The sequence below is a fragment of the Kriegella aquimaris genome, assembly GCF_900103215.1.
GTDB classification, from domain to species: Bacteria; Bacteroidota; Bacteroidia; order Flavobacteriales; family Flavobacteriaceae; genus Kriegella; species Kriegella aquimaris.
This window is the reverse complement of sequence record NZ_FNGV01000001.1, coordinates 341,446-357,045: the sequence shown is the minus strand read 5'-3', so window position 1 is coordinate 357,045 and position 15,600 is coordinate 341,446. Positions and strand designations below refer to the sequence as shown.

Annotated in this window: 17 protein-coding genes and 1 pseudogene; 12 read left to right on the top strand and 6 right to left on the bottom strand. The window is 39.0% G+C overall.

What is annotated here, in order from left to right; translation table 11 throughout:
• Nucleotides 1-237: 237 nt before the first annotated feature.
• The 12 genes and pseudogenes from hisG to BLS33_RS01515 form a co-directional block, all read left to right on the top strand.
• Nucleotides 238-1,095 (top strand): ATP phosphoribosyltransferase, encoded by an 858-nt coding sequence (hisG, locus tag BLS33_RS01570; protein WP_089884605.1) that lies wholly within the window; start codon nt 238-240, stop codon nt 1,093-1,095.
• Entirely contained in the window at nt 1,095-1,514 is a 420-nt protein-coding gene (locus BLS33_RS01565) for a GNAT family N-acetyltransferase (RefSeq protein WP_089884603.1), read from the top strand. The genes hisG and BLS33_RS01565 overlap by 1 nt, the downstream gene beginning before the upstream one ends.
• 5 nt (nt 1,515-1,519) lie before the next feature.
• A complete protein-coding gene (gene hisD, locus BLS33_RS01560; RefSeq protein ID WP_089884601.1) occupies nt 1,520-2,803 on the top strand; it encodes a histidinol dehydrogenase in 1,284 nt (427 codons plus the stop codon).
• A 40-nt stretch (nt 2,804-2,843) separates the two neighbouring features.
• Nucleotides 2,844-3,893, top strand: coding sequence for a histidinol-phosphate transaminase (gene hisC, locus BLS33_RS01555; RefSeq protein WP_089884600.1), 1,050 nt, complete (start codon nt 2,844-2,846; stop codon nt 3,891-3,893).
• An 80-nt stretch (nt 3,894-3,973) separates the two neighbouring features.
• A complete protein-coding gene (gene hisB, locus BLS33_RS01550) occupies nt 3,974-5,110 on the top strand; it encodes a bifunctional histidinol-phosphatase/imidazoleglycerol-phosphate dehydratase HisB (protein ID WP_089884597.1) in 1,137 nt (378 codons plus the stop codon).
• Nucleotides 5,111-5,704: an imidazole glycerol phosphate synthase subunit HisH gene (gene hisH / locus BLS33_RS01545; RefSeq protein WP_089884596.1), complete on the top strand. Its 594-nt coding sequence runs from the start codon at nt 5,111-5,113 to the stop codon at nt 5,702-5,704.
• Between the two features lie 2 nt (nt 5,705-5,706).
• Complete coding sequence (hisA, locus tag BLS33_RS01540; protein WP_089884594.1) at nt 5,707-6,435, top strand: 1-(5-phosphoribosyl)-5-[(5-phosphoribosylamino)methylideneamino]imidazole-4-carboxamide isomerase; 729 nt, start codon at nt 5,707-5,709, stop codon at nt 6,433-6,435.
• Nucleotides 6,436-6,442: 7 nt separating this feature from the next.
• On the top strand, nt 6,443-7,201 hold the full coding sequence (gene hisF / locus BLS33_RS01535; RefSeq protein WP_089884592.1) for an imidazole glycerol phosphate synthase subunit HisF: 759 nt from the start codon (nt 6,443-6,445) through the stop codon (nt 7,199-7,201).
• 9 nt (nt 7,202-7,210) lie between these two features.
• A complete protein-coding gene (gene hisIE, locus BLS33_RS01530; RefSeq protein WP_262495048.1) occupies nt 7,211-7,870 on the top strand; it encodes a bifunctional phosphoribosyl-AMP cyclohydrolase/phosphoribosyl-ATP diphosphatase HisIE in 660 nt (219 codons plus the stop codon).
• Nucleotides 7,871-7,947: 77 nt separating this feature from the next.
• The gene (locus BLS33_RS01525; protein WP_089884590.1) at nt 7,948-9,360 is read left to right on the top strand and encodes a Gfo/Idh/MocA family protein; all 1,413 of its coding nucleotides are present in this window, start codon (nt 7,948-7,950) and stop codon (nt 9,358-9,360) included.
• A gap of 118 nt (nt 9,361-9,478) precedes the next feature.
• A complete protein-coding gene (locus BLS33_RS01520; RefSeq protein WP_089884588.1) occupies nt 9,479-10,762 on the top strand; it encodes a hypothetical protein in 1,284 nt (427 codons plus the stop codon).
• 21 nt (nt 10,763-10,783) lie between these two features.
• Nucleotides 10,784-11,416, top strand: a pseudogene (locus tag BLS33_RS01515) (heparinase II/III domain-containing protein); the annotation flags it as partial.
• Nucleotides 11,417-11,615: 199 nt separating this feature from the next.
• Here BLS33_RS01515 and BLS33_RS01510 read toward each other — a convergent pair.
• The 6 genes from BLS33_RS01510 to BLS33_RS01485 all read right to left on the bottom strand — a co-directional run bounded on the left by BLS33_RS01510 (nt 11,616) and on the right by BLS33_RS01485 (nt 15,445).
• Nucleotides 11,616-12,338 (bottom strand): head GIN domain-containing protein, encoded by a 723-nt coding sequence (locus BLS33_RS01510; RefSeq protein WP_089884585.1) that lies wholly within the window; start codon nt 12,336-12,338, stop codon nt 11,616-11,618.
• 1 nt (nt 12,339) lies between these two features.
• Entirely contained in the window at nt 12,340-12,552 is a 213-nt protein-coding gene (locus tag BLS33_RS01505; protein WP_089884583.1) for a hypothetical protein, read from the bottom strand.
• Nucleotide 12,553: 1 nt separating this feature from the next.
• Nucleotides 12,554-13,219 carry a hypothetical protein gene (locus BLS33_RS01500; RefSeq protein ID WP_143017557.1) on the bottom strand — a complete coding sequence of 222 codons (666 nt, stop codon included), beginning with the start codon at nt 13,217-13,219 and terminating at the stop codon, nt 12,554-12,556.
• Nucleotides 13,220-13,294: 75 nt separating this feature from the next.
• The gene (locus BLS33_RS01495; RefSeq protein WP_143017556.1) at nt 13,295-14,380 is read right to left on the bottom strand and encodes a DUF4097 family beta strand repeat-containing protein; all 1,086 of its coding nucleotides are present in this window, start codon (nt 14,378-14,380) and stop codon (nt 13,295-13,297) included.
• Nucleotides 14,364-14,909, bottom strand: coding sequence for a hypothetical protein (locus BLS33_RS01490; protein ID WP_089884576.1), 546 nt, complete (start codon nt 14,907-14,909; stop codon nt 14,364-14,366). The genes BLS33_RS01495 and BLS33_RS01490 overlap by 17 nt, the downstream gene beginning before the upstream one ends.
• Nucleotides 14,906-15,445 (bottom strand): RNA polymerase sigma factor, encoded by a 540-nt coding sequence (locus BLS33_RS01485; RefSeq protein WP_245731242.1) that lies wholly within the window; start codon nt 15,443-15,445, stop codon nt 14,906-14,908. The genes BLS33_RS01490 and BLS33_RS01485 overlap by 4 nt, the downstream gene beginning before the upstream one ends.
• Between the last annotated feature and the right edge of the window lie 155 nt (nt 15,446-15,600).

Sequence of the window (15,600 nt, the reverse complement as noted above, 5' to 3'; positions counted from 1 at the left end):
AACACGTAGTTAATTATTTTTGTTTCATTTTAAACTTTTGTTTTGTGAAATGGAAAATACCTTTTACTTTTACAGCATAATGAAAAACAGAACTACACATCATCATATTCATACTCACGCTTAGGCGAGGTAGGAATGTATTGTAGTAGTACAACATATTTAAAAACCCGTTTGAGCAATCAAACGGGTTTTACTTTTAGAGCTCTTTTGATGGCTTGAACATAACACAAGAAGAAAATGACAAAAATTAGAATTGCTATCCAGAAATCAGGTAGACTAAATGAAGACTCGCTACAGATACTAAAAGACTGTGGTATATCAATTGATAATGGAAAAGACCAATTAAAGGCATCTTCAAGAAACTTTCCAATGGAGGTTTTCTACCTTAGAAATGGAGACATACCTCAATACCTAAGAGATGGTGTGGTAGATATTGCCATTATTGGAGAGAATGTTTTAATTGAAAAAGGAGAGGATATTTCAATTGCAGAAAAACTTGGCTTTTCAAAATGCAAAGTTTCCCTAGCGGTGCCAAAATCTTTTAAATATTCTTCTGTAAAAGATTTTGAAGGTAAGCGAATAGCTACTTCATACCCAAATACTGTAATTAATTACCTGAAAGATAAAGGCGTAACCGCTGATTTACATATTATCAGTGGTTCTGTTGAGATTGCCCCAAATATTGGTTTAGCCGATGCTATTTGTGATATTGTTTCAAGTGGCAGCACGTTATTTAAAAACAACTTAAAAGAAGTCGAAGTAATGCTTACTAGTGAAGCTGTGTTGGCAGTTTCTCCAAAAATTTCTGAAGAAAGAAAAGAGTTATTGGCGAAATTGCAATTTCGTATTCAGTCTGTATTAAGGGCTAGAGGTTCTAAATATGTCTTATTGAATGCTCCGAACGATAAACTTGATACTATAATTTCCTTATTACCGGGTATGCGAAGTCCAACAGTTTTACCATTGGCCCAAAAAGGGTGGAGTTCGGTGCATACGGTAATCAATAAAGATAAATTTTGGGAGGTCATCAGCGAGTTGAAGCAGGCAGGGGCCGAGGGTATATTGGTTTGTCCCATTGAGAAAATGGTTTTGTAATGTATGATATAAGACTCATCGAAAAAGAAGTTTTGAATGATATAATTCCATTGTTGCAAGGCTTAAATCCGAAGATGTCAAAAACGGTTTTGGAAAAGCGTTTGGCGCAAATGGTTTTACAAGGCTATCAGTGTGTTGGGGTATATGATTCACTTAAGTTGATCGGTATTTCTGGATTGTGGGTTTTAACCAAGTATTATGTGGGCAAGCATATTGAGCCCGACAATGTTTATATTATTCCAGAGTATCAGGGAAAGGGCATTGGGAAATTAATGATGGAATGGATTTTTGAGTATGCCAAAAATATTGGTTGTGAGGCTTCCGAACTGAATTGTTATGTTGACAACGAAGCTGGAAAACGATTTTGGGAACAACAGGGCTATACGGCGATCGGTTATCACTTTCAGAAGAAATTTTAAAGAAAATGAATAAAATATACAATCCTGAAAAGGCTGATTGGGAAGCTTTACTTAAAAGACCTACCCAAACTGTGGCTGATATAGAGGCCACGGTCGATGTGATCTTTAAGGAAGTTAAAAATGGAGGTGATACCGTAGTGGAAAAGTATACGCGGCAATTTGATGGCGCTGTATTAAAAAACCAATTGGTTTCAAGTGCCGAGATTGACGAAGCCAAGAATTTGGTGTCACCGGAATTGATGATAGCGATTCAGCAGGCGAAACAGAACATAGAGAAATTCCACAGTGCACAGAAAACGGGGCGAATAGAAATTGAAACAGCTAAAGGCGTAAAATGTTGGCAAGAGAAACGCCCGATACAAAGAGTAGGATTATATATTCCTGGGGGTACGGCTCCTTTGTTCTCTACTATTTTGATGTTGGCCGTGCCTGCCGAAATTGCCGGGTGTAAAAAAATTGTGCTATGTTCACCACCGAATAAGGAAGGTAAAATCAATCCTGCGATACTTTATGCAGCCAATTTGTGTGGGGTAACCCAAATTTTTAAAGTAGGAGGCATTCAGGCGATTGCAGCCATGACCTTCGGTACCGAAAGCATTCCGAAAGTTTATAAAATCTTTGGCCCCGGTAACCAATATGTCACGGTAGCCAAGCAAATTGCGACCAAACATGGGGTTGCCATCGATATGCCTGCAGGTCCTAGTGAATTGTTGGTCGTAGCCGATGATTCAGCGAATGCTTCTTTTGTAGCATCGGATCTTTTGAGTCAAGCGGAGCATGGTATTGATAGTCAGGTTATTTTAGTGACAACATCGAAGGCCATATTGAACGAAGTTGAGAAAGAGGTAGCGGCACAGATAGCTCTTTTACCGAGAAAAGAAATCGCGGAGATGGCAATTGCAAACAGCAAGCTTATCTTTGTTGAAGATGATGAAACGGCACTGAATCTAATCAACGAATATGGTCCGGAACACTTTATCATTTGTGTAGAAAATGAGGACTTTTATGTGGATAATATTGCAAATGCCGGATCGGTATTTGTGGGAAACTATACCCCTGAAAGTGCAGGTGACTATGCCTCGGGGACGAACCATACCTTGCCGACAAATGGATATGCCAAACAATACAGTGGCGTGAATTTAGATAGTTTTATGAAGAGTATGACCTTTCAAAAAATTTCTTTGGAGGGTATGAAAGGCATAGGGAAGACTATTGAAGTAATGGCGGAGGCCGAAGGGTTGCAGGCACATAAAAATGCAGTCACCTTGCGTTTAAAAAGTTTAAAATAATAACGATCGCCTTGTCGGTCAAAAGAGTTTACGGTACAGCGTGAAAGATAAATTTAACATAGATAATCTCGTTAGAGAAAATGTAAGAGGTTTAAAACCCTATTCCTCCGCGAGGGACGAATATGTTTCCGACGGTTCTAAGATGGTATTTTTAGACGCCAACGAGAATCCATACGATAACGGGGTCAACCGGTATCCCGATCCCCAACAGCGGGGTCTTAAGGTGGTTTTGGCAGAACAGAAGGGTGTCGAAGTACAAAATATATTGTTGGGCAACGGTAGTGATGAAGTGTTGGACTTGTTGTTCCGGGCATTTTGTGAGCCTAAGGAAGATAATATTATTTCGCTACCTCCTACCTATGGTATGTATAAAGTACTATCAGGTATCAACAACATCGAAAATCGGGAGGTTTTACTGACCGAGGATTTTCAGCCAGACGTGAATGCTATCCTCCAAAAAGTGGATGCACATACTAAAATGATATTTCTATGTTCTCCGAACAACCCCACTGGGAATAGCTTTTCTTCACATATTGTTAAAGTTTTACTTGAAAGCTTCAAAGGGTTGGTAATAATAGATGAAGCGTACATTGATTTTTCCAGCGATGAGAGTTGGACGAAAAAATTGAAGGAATATCCTAATTTAGTTGTTACCCAAACGCTCTCAAAGGCTTATGGCATGGCGGGTATTCGGTTAGGAATATGTATCGCTTCCGCGGAAATTATTAATGTTATAAATAAAATCAAGCCGCCTTATAATGTCAACGAACTCACACAACAAAAGGCGTCCGAACGGGTTAAGGCCATTGATTTGGTTGAAAGGGAAATAGCAGATATATTGGAAGGAAAGAGGGAATTACTGAAAGTTTTGAACAAAGTAAACTTCATTGAGAAGGTATACCCCTCAGATGCCAATTTTGTTTTAGCCAAGGTTGATGACGCCAATAAACGTTATCGAGAACTGCTTTCCAAAGGTATTGTTGTGCGAAATAGAACAACACAACCATTGTGTGAAAATACGTTACGTTTTACAATAGGTACCGTACAGGAGAACGAGCAGTTAATTTCAGTGCTTAAATCTTTAAATTAAAGAATAAATATTATAAATCGTATTGGGGCGCTAATATTGGCTTAAAACCAAAAGCGCCATCAAATTCTAGAGAATCGAATATGGCAAAAAAAGTACTTTTTATTGATAGGGATGGAACCATCATTAAAGAAACAGAAGATGAACAAATCGATGCATTCGAAAAAATGATTTTCTATCCCAAAGCATTTACCTATTTGGGAAAAATAGCTAAAGAACTGGATTATGAATTGGTTATGATTACAAACCAAGATGGCCTAGGTACCGATATTTTTCCTGAAGAGACTTTCTGGCCGGTTCATAATTTCATTTTAAAATCATTTGAAAATGAAGGGGTTGTTTTCGATAAGGTTTTTTTGGACCGAACTTTTCCACATGAAAATGCTAACACGCGTAAGCCCGGTACAGGCTTACTGACCGAATATTTCTCCGAAGATTACGATTTGAAAAATTCCTTTGTCATCGGTGACCGATTAACCGATGTCGAGCTCGCCAAGAATTTGGGAGCGAAGGGTATTTTCATCAATGACAATACCGATTTGGGAACAGGCGAAATAACGGTAAAACGTGAAGCGCTAAACGATATTATTGCATTGGAAAGTAATGATTGGGAGAAGATTTATGAATTTTTAAAGTTGAGCGACCGAACTTCGGAGATTCACAGAAAAACCAATGAAACCGATATATATATCAAGGTGAACCTTGACGGTACGGGAAAAAGCAAAATTGAAACTGGTTTGTCATTTTTCGACCATATGTTGGATCAATTGGCACGTCACGGTCAAATGGATATCGATATAAAAGTTGACGGTGATCTCGAAGTCGATGAACACCACACAATTGAAGATACCGCTATCGCCTTGGGTGAAGTCTTTCACAAAGCTTTAGGAAACAAATTAGGGATTGAACGTTATGGTTTCTGTTTGCCTATGGATGACTGTCTGGCCCAAGCAGCCATCGATTTTGGGGGACGAAATTGGTTGGTTTGGGATGCCGATTTTAAGCGTGAAAGAGTAGGCGACATGCCAACTGAAATGTTCTATCACTTCTTTAAATCTTTTACTGATGGGGCAAAGGCAAATTTGAATATCAAATCAGAAGGTACTAATGAGCACCATAAAATCGAGGCCATATTCAAAGCCTTTGCTAAATCGATTAAAATGGCAGTCAAACGCGATGTTGAAAAGATGGTCTTACCGTCTACTAAAGGAGTATTGTAAATGAAAATTGTCATTATAAATTACGGTGCAGGAAATATTCAGAGTATAAAATTTGCTATTAATCGTTTGGGGTATGAGGCAGTTTTGAGCCATGATGTTAAAGAAATACAACAAGCCGATAAAGTCATATTCCCCGGTGTCGGAGAGGCGAGTAGTGCCATGAAAAAACTGGAAGACAGTGGTTTGGATAAGGTGATACCTCTATTGAAGCAACCTGTTCTGGGCATATGTTTGGGAATGCAATTGATGTGTAATTCATCAGAAGAGGGCAATACAAAAGGTTTAGGAATTTTTGATGTCGATGTGGTTCGATTTTCTGAGAAGGTTAAGGTTCCCCAAATTGGATGGAACCAAATCTCCAATTTGAAATCTGATTTATTTAAGAATATCGCGGAAAAGGAACATATCTATCTGGTTCATAGTTTTTATGCCCCGATCTGTAATGAAACCATTGCCGAATCTGAGTACGATTTAAATTATAGCGCGGCTCTAGGAAAAGACAATTTTTATGGAACCCAGTTTCATCCGGAAAAGAGCAGTGAAGTTGGGGAGAATATCCTAAGGAACTTTTTGAAACTGGAAACAGCAAAATAGCAATGAGAATAATACCAGCAATAGATATTATAGAAGGTAAATGTGTACGGCTTTCAAAAGGCGACTATGACACCAAGAAAATCTATAATGAAAATCCCTTAGAAGTTGCCAAGCAATTCGAGGCCCATGGCATCAAACATTTGCATTTGGTCGATTTAGATGGTGCCAAGTCCAAACATATCGTAAATCATAAAGTATTGGAACGCATTGCCGCTAACACCGGTCTAAAAATCGATTTCGGTGGCGGATTGAAAACAGATGACGACTTGCGTATTGCATTTGAAAGTGGTGCGCAACAGATTACAGGCGGCAGTATTGCGGTAAAGAATAGGGATATTTTCACCCAATGGATTGGTAAATTCGGATCTGATAAAATTATATTGGGCGCCGATGCCATGGACGAGAAAATAGCGGTCTCTGGTTGGCAAGAAGAGTCGAAAGAAGAATTGATTCCCTTTATAAAGTCATATCAAACCGAGGGAATCGCTTATGTCATTTGCACAGACATAAGTAAAGACGGAATGCTGGAAGGACCTTCGTTCGAATTGTACGAGAAAATTTTAACGGAATGTGACTCTTCGTTAAAACTTATCGCTAGCGGCGGTATATCTGATTTCGATGAACTACCTAAACTGCAGGAAATGGGTTGTGAAGGTACCATTATCGGCAAGGCGATTTACGAAAATCGGATAGAATTAAAACAATTGGAAAAGTTTATATTAAACCAATAAGAAAAAAATGCTAGCAAAACGAATAATTCCCTGTCTGGATATTAAAGATGGTCGTACGGTAAAGGGAGTAAACTTTGTAGACCTCAGAGATGCGGGCGACCCCGTTGAATTAGCAGAAATTTATAGTAAGGCCGGGGCCGACGAACTTGTTTTCCTAGATATATCGGCAACTGAACAGAAGCGTAAGACCTTGGCCGAATTGGTATATCACGTGGCCGAAAAGGTGAATATACCTTTTACGGTAGGCGGCGGTATATCTTCCGTTGAAGATGTTGATATCTTGTTGCATAATGGAGCTGATAAAGTTTCTATTAACTCTTCGGCCGTTAAAAATCCACAGCTCATCAATGATTTGGTAGCTAAATTTGGATCGCAATGCATCGTAGTTGCAATCGATGCCAAACAAATCGATGGAGAATGGAAAGTACATTTGATCGGAGGAAAAGTTCCCACCGAACTCAATTTATTCGATTGGGCTAAAGAGGTGGAAGAGCGAGGTGCCGGGGAAATTTTATTTACGTCTATGGATCACGACGGAACCAAAGATGGTTTTGCAAATGAAGCTTTGGCTAGATTGTCTACCGAGTTGAACATTCCTATTATCGCATCCGGTGGTGCTGGCAATATGCAACATTTCGTGGATACCTTTACAAAAGGGAAAGCCGATGCAGCCCTTGCGGCCAGTGTTTTCCACTTTAAAGAAATAGAAATAAAAGATTTGAAAAAAAAAATACAGGAAAACGGAATTCCTGTGAGATTACAATAGCGTTGATCGTTGCTAGTTGATGGTTGTTCGAGAGAAGCCAGCAACAAACAACGAACCACGAAAAACAAAATTATGAAGATAGATTTCAATAAAAACAAAGACGGACTCGTACCCGCTATTATTCAAGATGCTACTACCAAAAATGTATTGATGTTAGGGTACATGAACGAAGAAGCTTTGAAAAAGACCGAAGAAACTAAAAAGATTACTTTTTTTAGTCGGACCAAACAACGGTTATGGACGAAAGGGGAGGAGAGCGGTAATTTTTTAAATCTAGTTACCGTTCAAAATGATTGTGATAACGATACCCTATTGATTACAGTAAATCCTGTTGGGCCAACTTGTCATAAGGGTACTGATACCTGTTGGGGTGAAGAAAACAAATCTTCTTTCGGGTTTTTATCCGAGTTGGAAAAAGTTATAAAAGATAGGAAAGACAATCAAGAAAATGAGGAGAGCTACGTCGCTTCGCTATTTAGAAAAGGCATCAATAAAATTGCCCAAAAAGTAGGGGAAGAAGCTGTGGAGGTCGTAATCGAGGCAAAAGATGACGATGATCGGTTATTTTTGGATGAAAGTTCCGACTTATTGTTTCATTATTTGATTTTATTACAAGCAAAAGGCTTTACGCTTCAAGACATTGAAAAAGTACTAAAATCGCGCCATTAAATCCGTAAATCTATTTCGTCTTTTCTTTTTACCATTTTTTGTACTTTAGCAAAAGATCATAACAATATTTAGATACAATGAGCACAAACAGAAGGGATTTTCTTAGAAAAACATCGATTGCCGGTCTTGGGTTGGCAGTAACTCCGGCATTGTCGAATGCACAAGGTCAAATACTTAAAAATGATGCCCCATCGCCATCTCCCGGGGCCACTTATATGGGCGATTATTCCGCTCCAAAACTGGATACGGTACGTTGTGCTTTTATTGGTGTTGGTGCTCGTGGTGCAGGCCATGCCCATCAGATTGCTGCAATTGAGGGAACAGAAGTCGTAGCTATTTGCGATTTGTATGAAGACTTGGCGCAAAAGTCAGCGGATAAGTGTAAAGAGAACGGAAAGGGAGAGCGTCATAAAAAAATCAAATTATATACAGGAGGAGAGAATGATTGGAAGGAGATGTTGAAAAAGGAAAAACCTGATGCTGTTTTTATTTGTACTCCTTGGAAATTGCATGCTCCCATGGCCATTGAAGCCATGAAAAGTGGTGCGCATGCATTTGTTGAAGTACCACTTGCATTGACTATAGAGGAAATGTGGGAGATTGTCGATACTTCCGAAAAAACAAATAAGCACTGTATGATGATGGAAAACGTCAACTACGGTCGTGAAGAGCTTATTTATTTGAATATGTGCCGTCAAGGTGTCCTTGGCGAACTTTTACATGGTGAAGCATCCTATATTCATGAGCTTAGAGGGCAAATGAACGAGGTTGAACGGGGAACGGGATCGTGGCGTACCTATCACTATGCCAATCGCAACGGAAACCTTTATCCGACACACGGTTTGGGTCCGGTTGCCCAGTACATGAACTTGGCACGAGGCGAGGATAACTTTAAATTTATGAATTCCTTTTCTTCACCGGCCAAAGGACGTGCACTTTACGCTAAAAAGAATTTTCCCGCTGACCACCAATGGAACCAATTGGATTATAAAGGAGGGGATATAAGCACATCCATCATAAAAACAAATATGGGACGAACTATTATGGTTCAATGGGACGAAACGAGCCCGAGGCCATATACACGCCATAATTTAATTCAAGGCACCAAGGGAACCTTGGCAGGTTTCCCAAATCGCGTGGCTCTGGAAGGTGGTGTTCCTGGTGGACCCGATAGTCACCACGAATGGGCAGAAGGTGATCAGCTAGATGCCATATTTGAGAAATACGAACACCCCTTGTATAAAAGATTAGGGGAATTGGCCAAGAAAATGGGAGGTCATGGAGGAATGGACTTCATTATGCGCTATCGCATCATTGAATGTCTTAGAAAAGGCGAGCCACTGGACCAAAATGTATATGAAAGTTGCTATTGGAGTGCCGTAGGCCCGCTTAGCGAAGCTTCTGTAGCTCAAAATGGTGCGCCACAAGAATTTCCTGATTTTACACGTGGTGCGTGGAAAACCACAAAAGCACTTGACATCATCGCATAGCAGTTTTTGTGCATATGAAAAAAGCTCCCTTGTGGGGCTTTTTTTCTGTCTTCTTTTAGAACAAATTTATTTGAATCGGTCGTTTTATCCCTTAAAACCTCAAGCCACAAAGCAGAACATGAGAACAGGACTTTTCTTTTTCATTTTTTTTATTTGCGTACAACTTACCAATGCCCAGGCCTATCGAAACTTATTGAGTGGTAATTATCCATACGACACCATCAAAAAACATATTGTTAAAGACCAATCTTGGGTACCTTACCCAGCGTATAAAGAGCGAGGTGAATGGGAGAAAATTCCTGAAAAGCTAAGGTCGGATTATATCAAGGAAGGAGAAAATTATTTGGAATATAACTGGAAGTATATTCCGGTTTCACACTACTTGGAGTTCACCAAGAGTGGCAGTCGTACCATCATGGAAAAGCCGTATCGAGAGAATATTCAGGCATTTGAAGCCTTGGTTTTGGCTGAATTGGTCGAAGGGAAAGGACGATTTTTAAAAGATATCATTAACGGTATATTTTACTATAGCGAACAGACCTACTGGGGCAATTCGGCACATTTATCCCTTCAACGGGCCGGTGCGGGACTGCCCGATGTACTCGAACCAACAATCGATCTCGGCGTAGGAAAAGTGGCGGTCAACTTGGCATGGACACATCATTTTCTAGAGGAGGAAATAGATAGGGTGAACCCCTTAATATTGAAAAGACTAAGATTTGAAATCGATAAAAAAGTCCTCACGCCTTATTATACCCGAAATGATTTTTGGTGGATGGGCTATACCAATGAGAGCGTTAATAATTGGAATCCATGGTGCAATTATAATGCCCTGAACTGTATTTTACTTATGGAGAAAGACTCTATAACCCGAAGCGTGAATGTGCAAAAGAGCATGCTCTCCGTTGATGAATTCATGAATTATTACAAAGACGACGGAGGCTGCGAAGAGGGTCCGTCGTATTGGAGTCATGCGGGTGGCAAGTTGTTCGATTATTTAGAACTGCTTTATAAGGGAAGTAATGGTAAAATAGATATCTACGATCAAGAGCTTGTGCAAAATATAGGAAAGTACATCTATAGGGCCTATATCAATGGCGAATATTTTGTGAATTTTGCCGATGCTTCGGCCAAACTAAAATCAAGACCTGGTACCATTTACCGATATGGTAAACGCATAAATGATTCAATAATGAGTGGTTTTGGAGCATTTCTGGCTAAAAGTCAACATTTTGGGGAAAGTGCTTTTAAAGGTAAAATAGAATTGGCACTAGATGACTTGTTCAATATGGACGAAATTAAAAATGCCAAAGCCACGGAACCACTTTTAAGCGATTTCTATTTGCCAAACACACAGATAATGGCTGCTCGAGACCAAGAAGCAAGTCGTGATGGTCTTTAATTTGCAGCGAAGGGTGGCCATAATGCCGAAAGCCATAACCATAATGATGTGGGTACTTTTATATTGTATTACAATGGTACCCCTGCTCTGATCGATGTTGGAGTGGATACCTATACGGCCAAAACCTTTAGTAAAGAAAGGTATTCGATATGGACCATGCAATCGGGCTACCATAACCTGCCAACCATTAATGGCGTGGACCAAAAAGATGGGTTGGAATTCAAAGCTAAAAATAGTTCTTACACTGCGGAAAAAGATAAGGTTTCGTATTCGCTTGATATTTCTAGTGCGTATCCAAAAGAGGCTAAGGTAGAAAACTGGCAGCGCAGCTATACGTTGCTAAGAGGTGAAAAATTTGAAATTTCCGATTCGTATACGCTTTCAGAGAATGTGGGAGACACACAACTTAATTTTATGGCTTCCCTAGAACCTAAAATCATAAAACCAGGCATACTACGACTTGGTCAACGAAAGGGTGGCTTATCGATGCAATATGACCCTGAAATCTTAGCACCCACCATAGAAACTATTACTATTGAAGAAGACTCAAGATTGTTTTCCATATGGGGAGAACAATTATATCGCATACGTTTTAAGGTATTAGGCAGCACGACCGCTCAAAATTTAAATATTACGGTAGAACCGGAAAAATGACAAGCTCCGTTCCTGATTTTAAACACTAAGGGAAAATTTTGAAAACAAGGAGGGTGTCTAAAAAGGCATGTGATACATCATTGCGAGGTACGAAGCGCTCTGTAATTTATTTACTATGAAGGTACAGATAGCTTCACTTCGTTTACAACGACTACTATTTTAGCTTTTTATTCACCCCCATCATCTAAACGATTAGGTGCTAATCTCTTTTTTTGACATTAGAGCTCCCCGATAAACTTTCATCTCGTATTATAGCATCACCTTTATAATATAAGGTACTAGCACCAGAGGCGCTTATATCGATAGTCTCCGTAACGGAAACAAAAGCTTCACTGGCCCCGGAGAGACGAAGATCGAGCGCTTTAACGATAAGGTCATAATCTTTTAATTCACTACTTCCCGCAAGAGAAGCATCTAGTTGATCGGCATTTCCAAATAGGTCTAAGTTCGACGCACCACTTGCACGTAACTGTAATTGTTCCACATTCAGGGCACCATAAAACTCCGATGCCCCGCTGAGTTCAAGGTGTACATCTTGAGCTACTAGTTCATTTTCCAAAGTGATTTCCGATGCTCCCGAAATATCAAAATTTGAAATTTTTTTTGTTTTAATGTAGACATCCAAGGTCGATTTTCCACGAACAACTGTGTGTCTTTTCATTTTTATGACGAGATCATTTCCTTCCTTTTGAACACTGATTTTGTCTTGTAGGTTCTCATTGGCTTCAATTTCTATCTTTTCTTCCGTTTCGGAAAAGGTCACATAAACGTTAAAGGCATTAGAAACCTTTAGACCACTATAATCAGAATAGCTGACTTCTCGTGTTGTAATTCTTTTAGATACTAAGACATGATCAAGATCACAGGAGTAAAACAGAGAACTAATTAATATAAGGCTTAGAAAGTACGTTGTAGTTTTCATTTTATCGATTTGATTGATGGATTAAGTTTTTTCTAATTTCGAAATCGGATATCCATTGAAAGTTAATGGGCGACCATTGGTCTTCAAAGGTTTCTTTTGTTGCGATTTCGTCTGAAATTATTTTAAGAAACACTTGATTGTTTTCGGCAAAAACATGTTGTGTCTGAATAACATCATGACAAATACTGCAACGGGTGACGGATTCGTTTTTCATTTTAGAGATTCTTTTTATAGCGATTTCTGCCCATATTGAAAATGCCTACTTTTACTCCGATACCGCCGGAAAAACCGCTTATTCGAGATATGGAATTTGGAGCAAGGTCTATGTGGCTTGAAAACCGGTATTTCACGCCCGCTTCCAACTGTAAATAACGAGATACATTGAAAAGAAGGTTTACCCCAGGTTCCAATACAAAAATTGCATCGGCGGTTTCAAAATCGTCATGGTCATAATCGTAATCATCATTTTCGAAAAAATCCCCATCCACGTAACCCACGGCCCCAGCACCGATTAATACAGGAAAAGAAAGGTTGACAAGTGATTTGCTAAAAAAGATAGGTTCTAGATGTAACCCCACATAACCGCCAATTAAATCTTCATTGTTGGCAGATAATGCGCCAGTTAAATTTTGTTGGGAATAAAAGCCTACGGTAGATAGACCTACTTCGAATTGTTGGTTTGCTACATAAGCGACTTTAAGTCCGGTAAAGAAAGTGTCCTTGTTCTTTATTTCACCATATGCCATATTAAGGCCAAGGTACACCCCGTGAACTACATTTTTACGATCGTTAAATTCGACATAATCTGTTTCATCTTGGGCTATGCCACATACTGGTAAACTTAGTAAGAATCCTAAAATTATTGATTTTAATTGTTTCATCCGATATTTTTTTGATTGATTACTTTTAAAGACAAGTTGCTTTAAAAAAGGTTGCATTTGGTCAAAATTTTATTTCTAATCTTTAAGAAGTATAACCCCTTTCTCACCTGTTATTGAGATTTTACCAGGGGTATCTTTACCATATTTTGCGGTTATTTCGCGGACTCTTTTTCCTTTATCGAGCATTTTGGTATTCACGTTTTTAAAAGATTTTGGTAGGCGAACCAGCCCTTCTTCCAAAGTCGCGTCGAAATTGAACGAAAAACCCTCGATATTCAAACTGATTTCGGATGATTCTTGATAAATGATAATGGAGGCATCTGAACTGTGGATCGTACCTACTTTAAAATCGGCTATTTTCATGCTTAGATTGATTTCGTCGTCTAGATTGTTCACTTGCATATTGGTGAATTCAAGAGATCCATTTATCGATTCGACCTCATCAATGGTAATCTCATCTTTACTCGAATAGATTTCAAGCGATGTAATCTCTTCAATATCGATATTTGACCCACTACTGTTTAGTCTTAAATCTTTTGATTTCTCTAAATTCAGGCTTCCGTTTTTTAAGCGTATGCTTCCATAATTTATCGATTCGGCCCTAAGTTTGCCATATTTAAGATTTATATCGGCATTATTAAGGTTTTCATTGATCCATACATCGCCATGTTGCGCGTCTAATTTTAACTTTCCTGTATAATCTTCTATAATAACGTCGCCGAATTTATTGAGGATTTCCAATTCGGCATTCGCCGGAAGGTTGACCGTATAATTTATTTGCACATTGCTACGGTCAAAATCGAACGGATTCGCTTTGTTAAAATACTTGGCAAAAAAGCCTGTACTTTTTTCGGCAATATCTGAACTTACCGATATAAAGTTGTCCAATACCTTGATAGTCGGGGAAATACGATTTAAGAGATCTTCAGCGCTTTCCTTTTTCTTATGGCTGACCTTAATTTCAACCGAAATGACTATCGAATTCTTTTTCCAACCCTGAATAGTTACATCGCCATATTTGTTGTCGAGGTATAGTTCACCGGCACTAGTCATATCGTAGGTCTTAGATATCTTTTTAGACACTTTCTCCTGAGCCGACAACGCCAGGCTAAAGAAAACGGCGACCATGGTAATCAGCAGATTTTTAGAGGGTGTAGCCATAATTGTCATCTTTTAGTTTAGAGTTGTTTATTTGCTTGAGCAAATTCTCTATCAGTTCAATTCTCTTTTTGTAATTGGTAATGATGGCTTCAAGTACCAGTTCATTATCCAGGTTTTCTTGCATATCTAGTCGTAAGACATCATATTCTTCATCAAGTTCATCCATAAAGGAGAGGAACTCTTCTTTTTCGCTATCGGAAAGCTTGGGGTTGTTCTGCAGCAATTGCACTTGATGCGACACCAGATTCCTATAGTGCATATCAATATCCATTAACTCTTGGGAGGCAAAACGATCTTCTGTGTTATAGTTACCGCCGAAAATGCTCAAGCCAATAAAAGCTCCGATGCCTAGAAGAATTACTACCGTTGCGACTATTCTAAGCAGCGGTGATTTCCATAAAGGCACGACTTTTACAGTGTTATCGTCTAGTTTCGATGTGATGTTAGCCCAAAGTCGAGCCCTATCCACTTTATGTTCATCGAACGCTACTTTGTTATCCCTAATATGTTTTTCAAAATCATCCATCATAATCCATTTATAATTTCCACTAATTTTTTCTTTGCCCTATGGTATTGCGATTTAGAGGTCGATACCGAAACACCCAAAACCTCACCAATTTCATAATGGTCATAACCTTCGATCAAATAGAGGTTGATAATTTGTTTATAACCAGCGGGCAGCGCTTCTATTCCCTTTTTTACTTTTTTAATGTCGACAGCTTCGGTTTCTTCAACGGTTTCGTCAGTAAGATGATATTCATGATCATCCATCGATACAACGGCAATCCGTTTTGCTTTAAGATAATTGATGCTCTTATTGATGACGATGCGTTTGAGCCAAGCCCCGAACGAGCTGTCGTATTTAAAACTTGCTAAATTTTTAAAGGCGTCGACAAAACTGTCTTGAACGATATCTTCAGCATCTTCTTTATTGCCCAACATACGTAAACTGGTGTTGTACATAGCATCGACATAGAGCGAATACAACTGGTATTGCGAGCTGCGATGGCCTGTCTTAGATTGCTCTACAAGCGCTTGGTGCGTAAAACGGATATCAGTTTCCAACTACTCTGTTAAGTTTTGTCGCTAATTCTCTATTAAAGACAATAGGGAATTACTAAGGTTGCATTTAAGAAGGAAAAAGTACGAAATACAATGTATGACCGGTAAAATTCCCTATAATAATATTTTCAGAAAAAAAATTTAAGGAGTAGAGTAAA

Excerpts from the sequence above, each read along its gene's own strand:
- hisG (WP_089884605.1), top strand. The coding sequence starts at position 238 with ATGACAAAAATTAGAATTGCTATCCAGAAATCAGGTAGACTAAATGAA.
- BLS33_RS01565 (WP_089884603.1), top strand. The coding sequence starts at position 1,095 with ATGTATGATATAAGACTCATCGAAAAAGAAGTTTTGAATGATATAATT.
- hisD (WP_089884601.1), top strand. The coding sequence starts at position 1,520 with ATGAATAAAATATACAATCCTGAAAAGGCTGATTGGGAAGCTTTACTT.
- hisB (WP_089884597.1), top strand. The coding sequence starts at position 3,974 with ATGGCAAAAAAAGTACTTTTTATTGATAGGGATGGAACCATCATTAAA.
- hisH (WP_089884596.1), top strand. The coding sequence starts at position 5,111 with ATGAAAATTGTCATTATAAATTACGGTGCAGGAAATATTCAGAGTATA.
- hisA (WP_089884594.1), top strand. The coding sequence starts at position 5,707 with ATGAGAATAATACCAGCAATAGATATTATAGAAGGTAAATGTGTACGG.
- hisF (WP_089884592.1), top strand. The coding sequence starts at position 6,443 with ATGCTAGCAAAACGAATAATTCCCTGTCTGGATATTAAAGATGGTCGT.
- BLS33_RS01525 (WP_089884590.1), top strand. The coding sequence starts at position 7,948 with ATGAGCACAAACAGAAGGGATTTTCTTAGAAAAACATCGATTGCCGGT.
- BLS33_RS01520 (WP_089884588.1), top strand. The coding sequence starts at position 9,479 with ATGAGAACAGGACTTTTCTTTTTCATTTTTTTTATTTGCGTACAACTT.
- BLS33_RS01510 (WP_089884585.1), bottom strand. The coding sequence starts at position 12,338 with ATGAAAACTACAACGTACTTTCTAAGCCTTATATTAATTAGTTCTCTG.
- BLS33_RS01505 (WP_089884583.1), bottom strand. The coding sequence starts at position 12,552 with ATGAAAAACGAATCCGTCACCCGTTGCAGTATTTGTCATGATGTTATT.
- BLS33_RS01500 (WP_143017557.1), bottom strand. The coding sequence starts at position 13,219 with ATGAAACAATTAAAATCAATAATTTTAGGATTCTTACTAAGTTTACCA.
- BLS33_RS01495 (WP_143017556.1), bottom strand. The coding sequence starts at position 14,380 with ATGGCTACACCCTCTAAAAATCTGCTGATTACCATGGTCGCCGTTTTC.
- BLS33_RS01490 (WP_089884576.1), bottom strand. The coding sequence starts at position 14,909 with ATGATGGATGATTTTGAAAAACATATTAGGGATAACAAAGTAGCGTTC.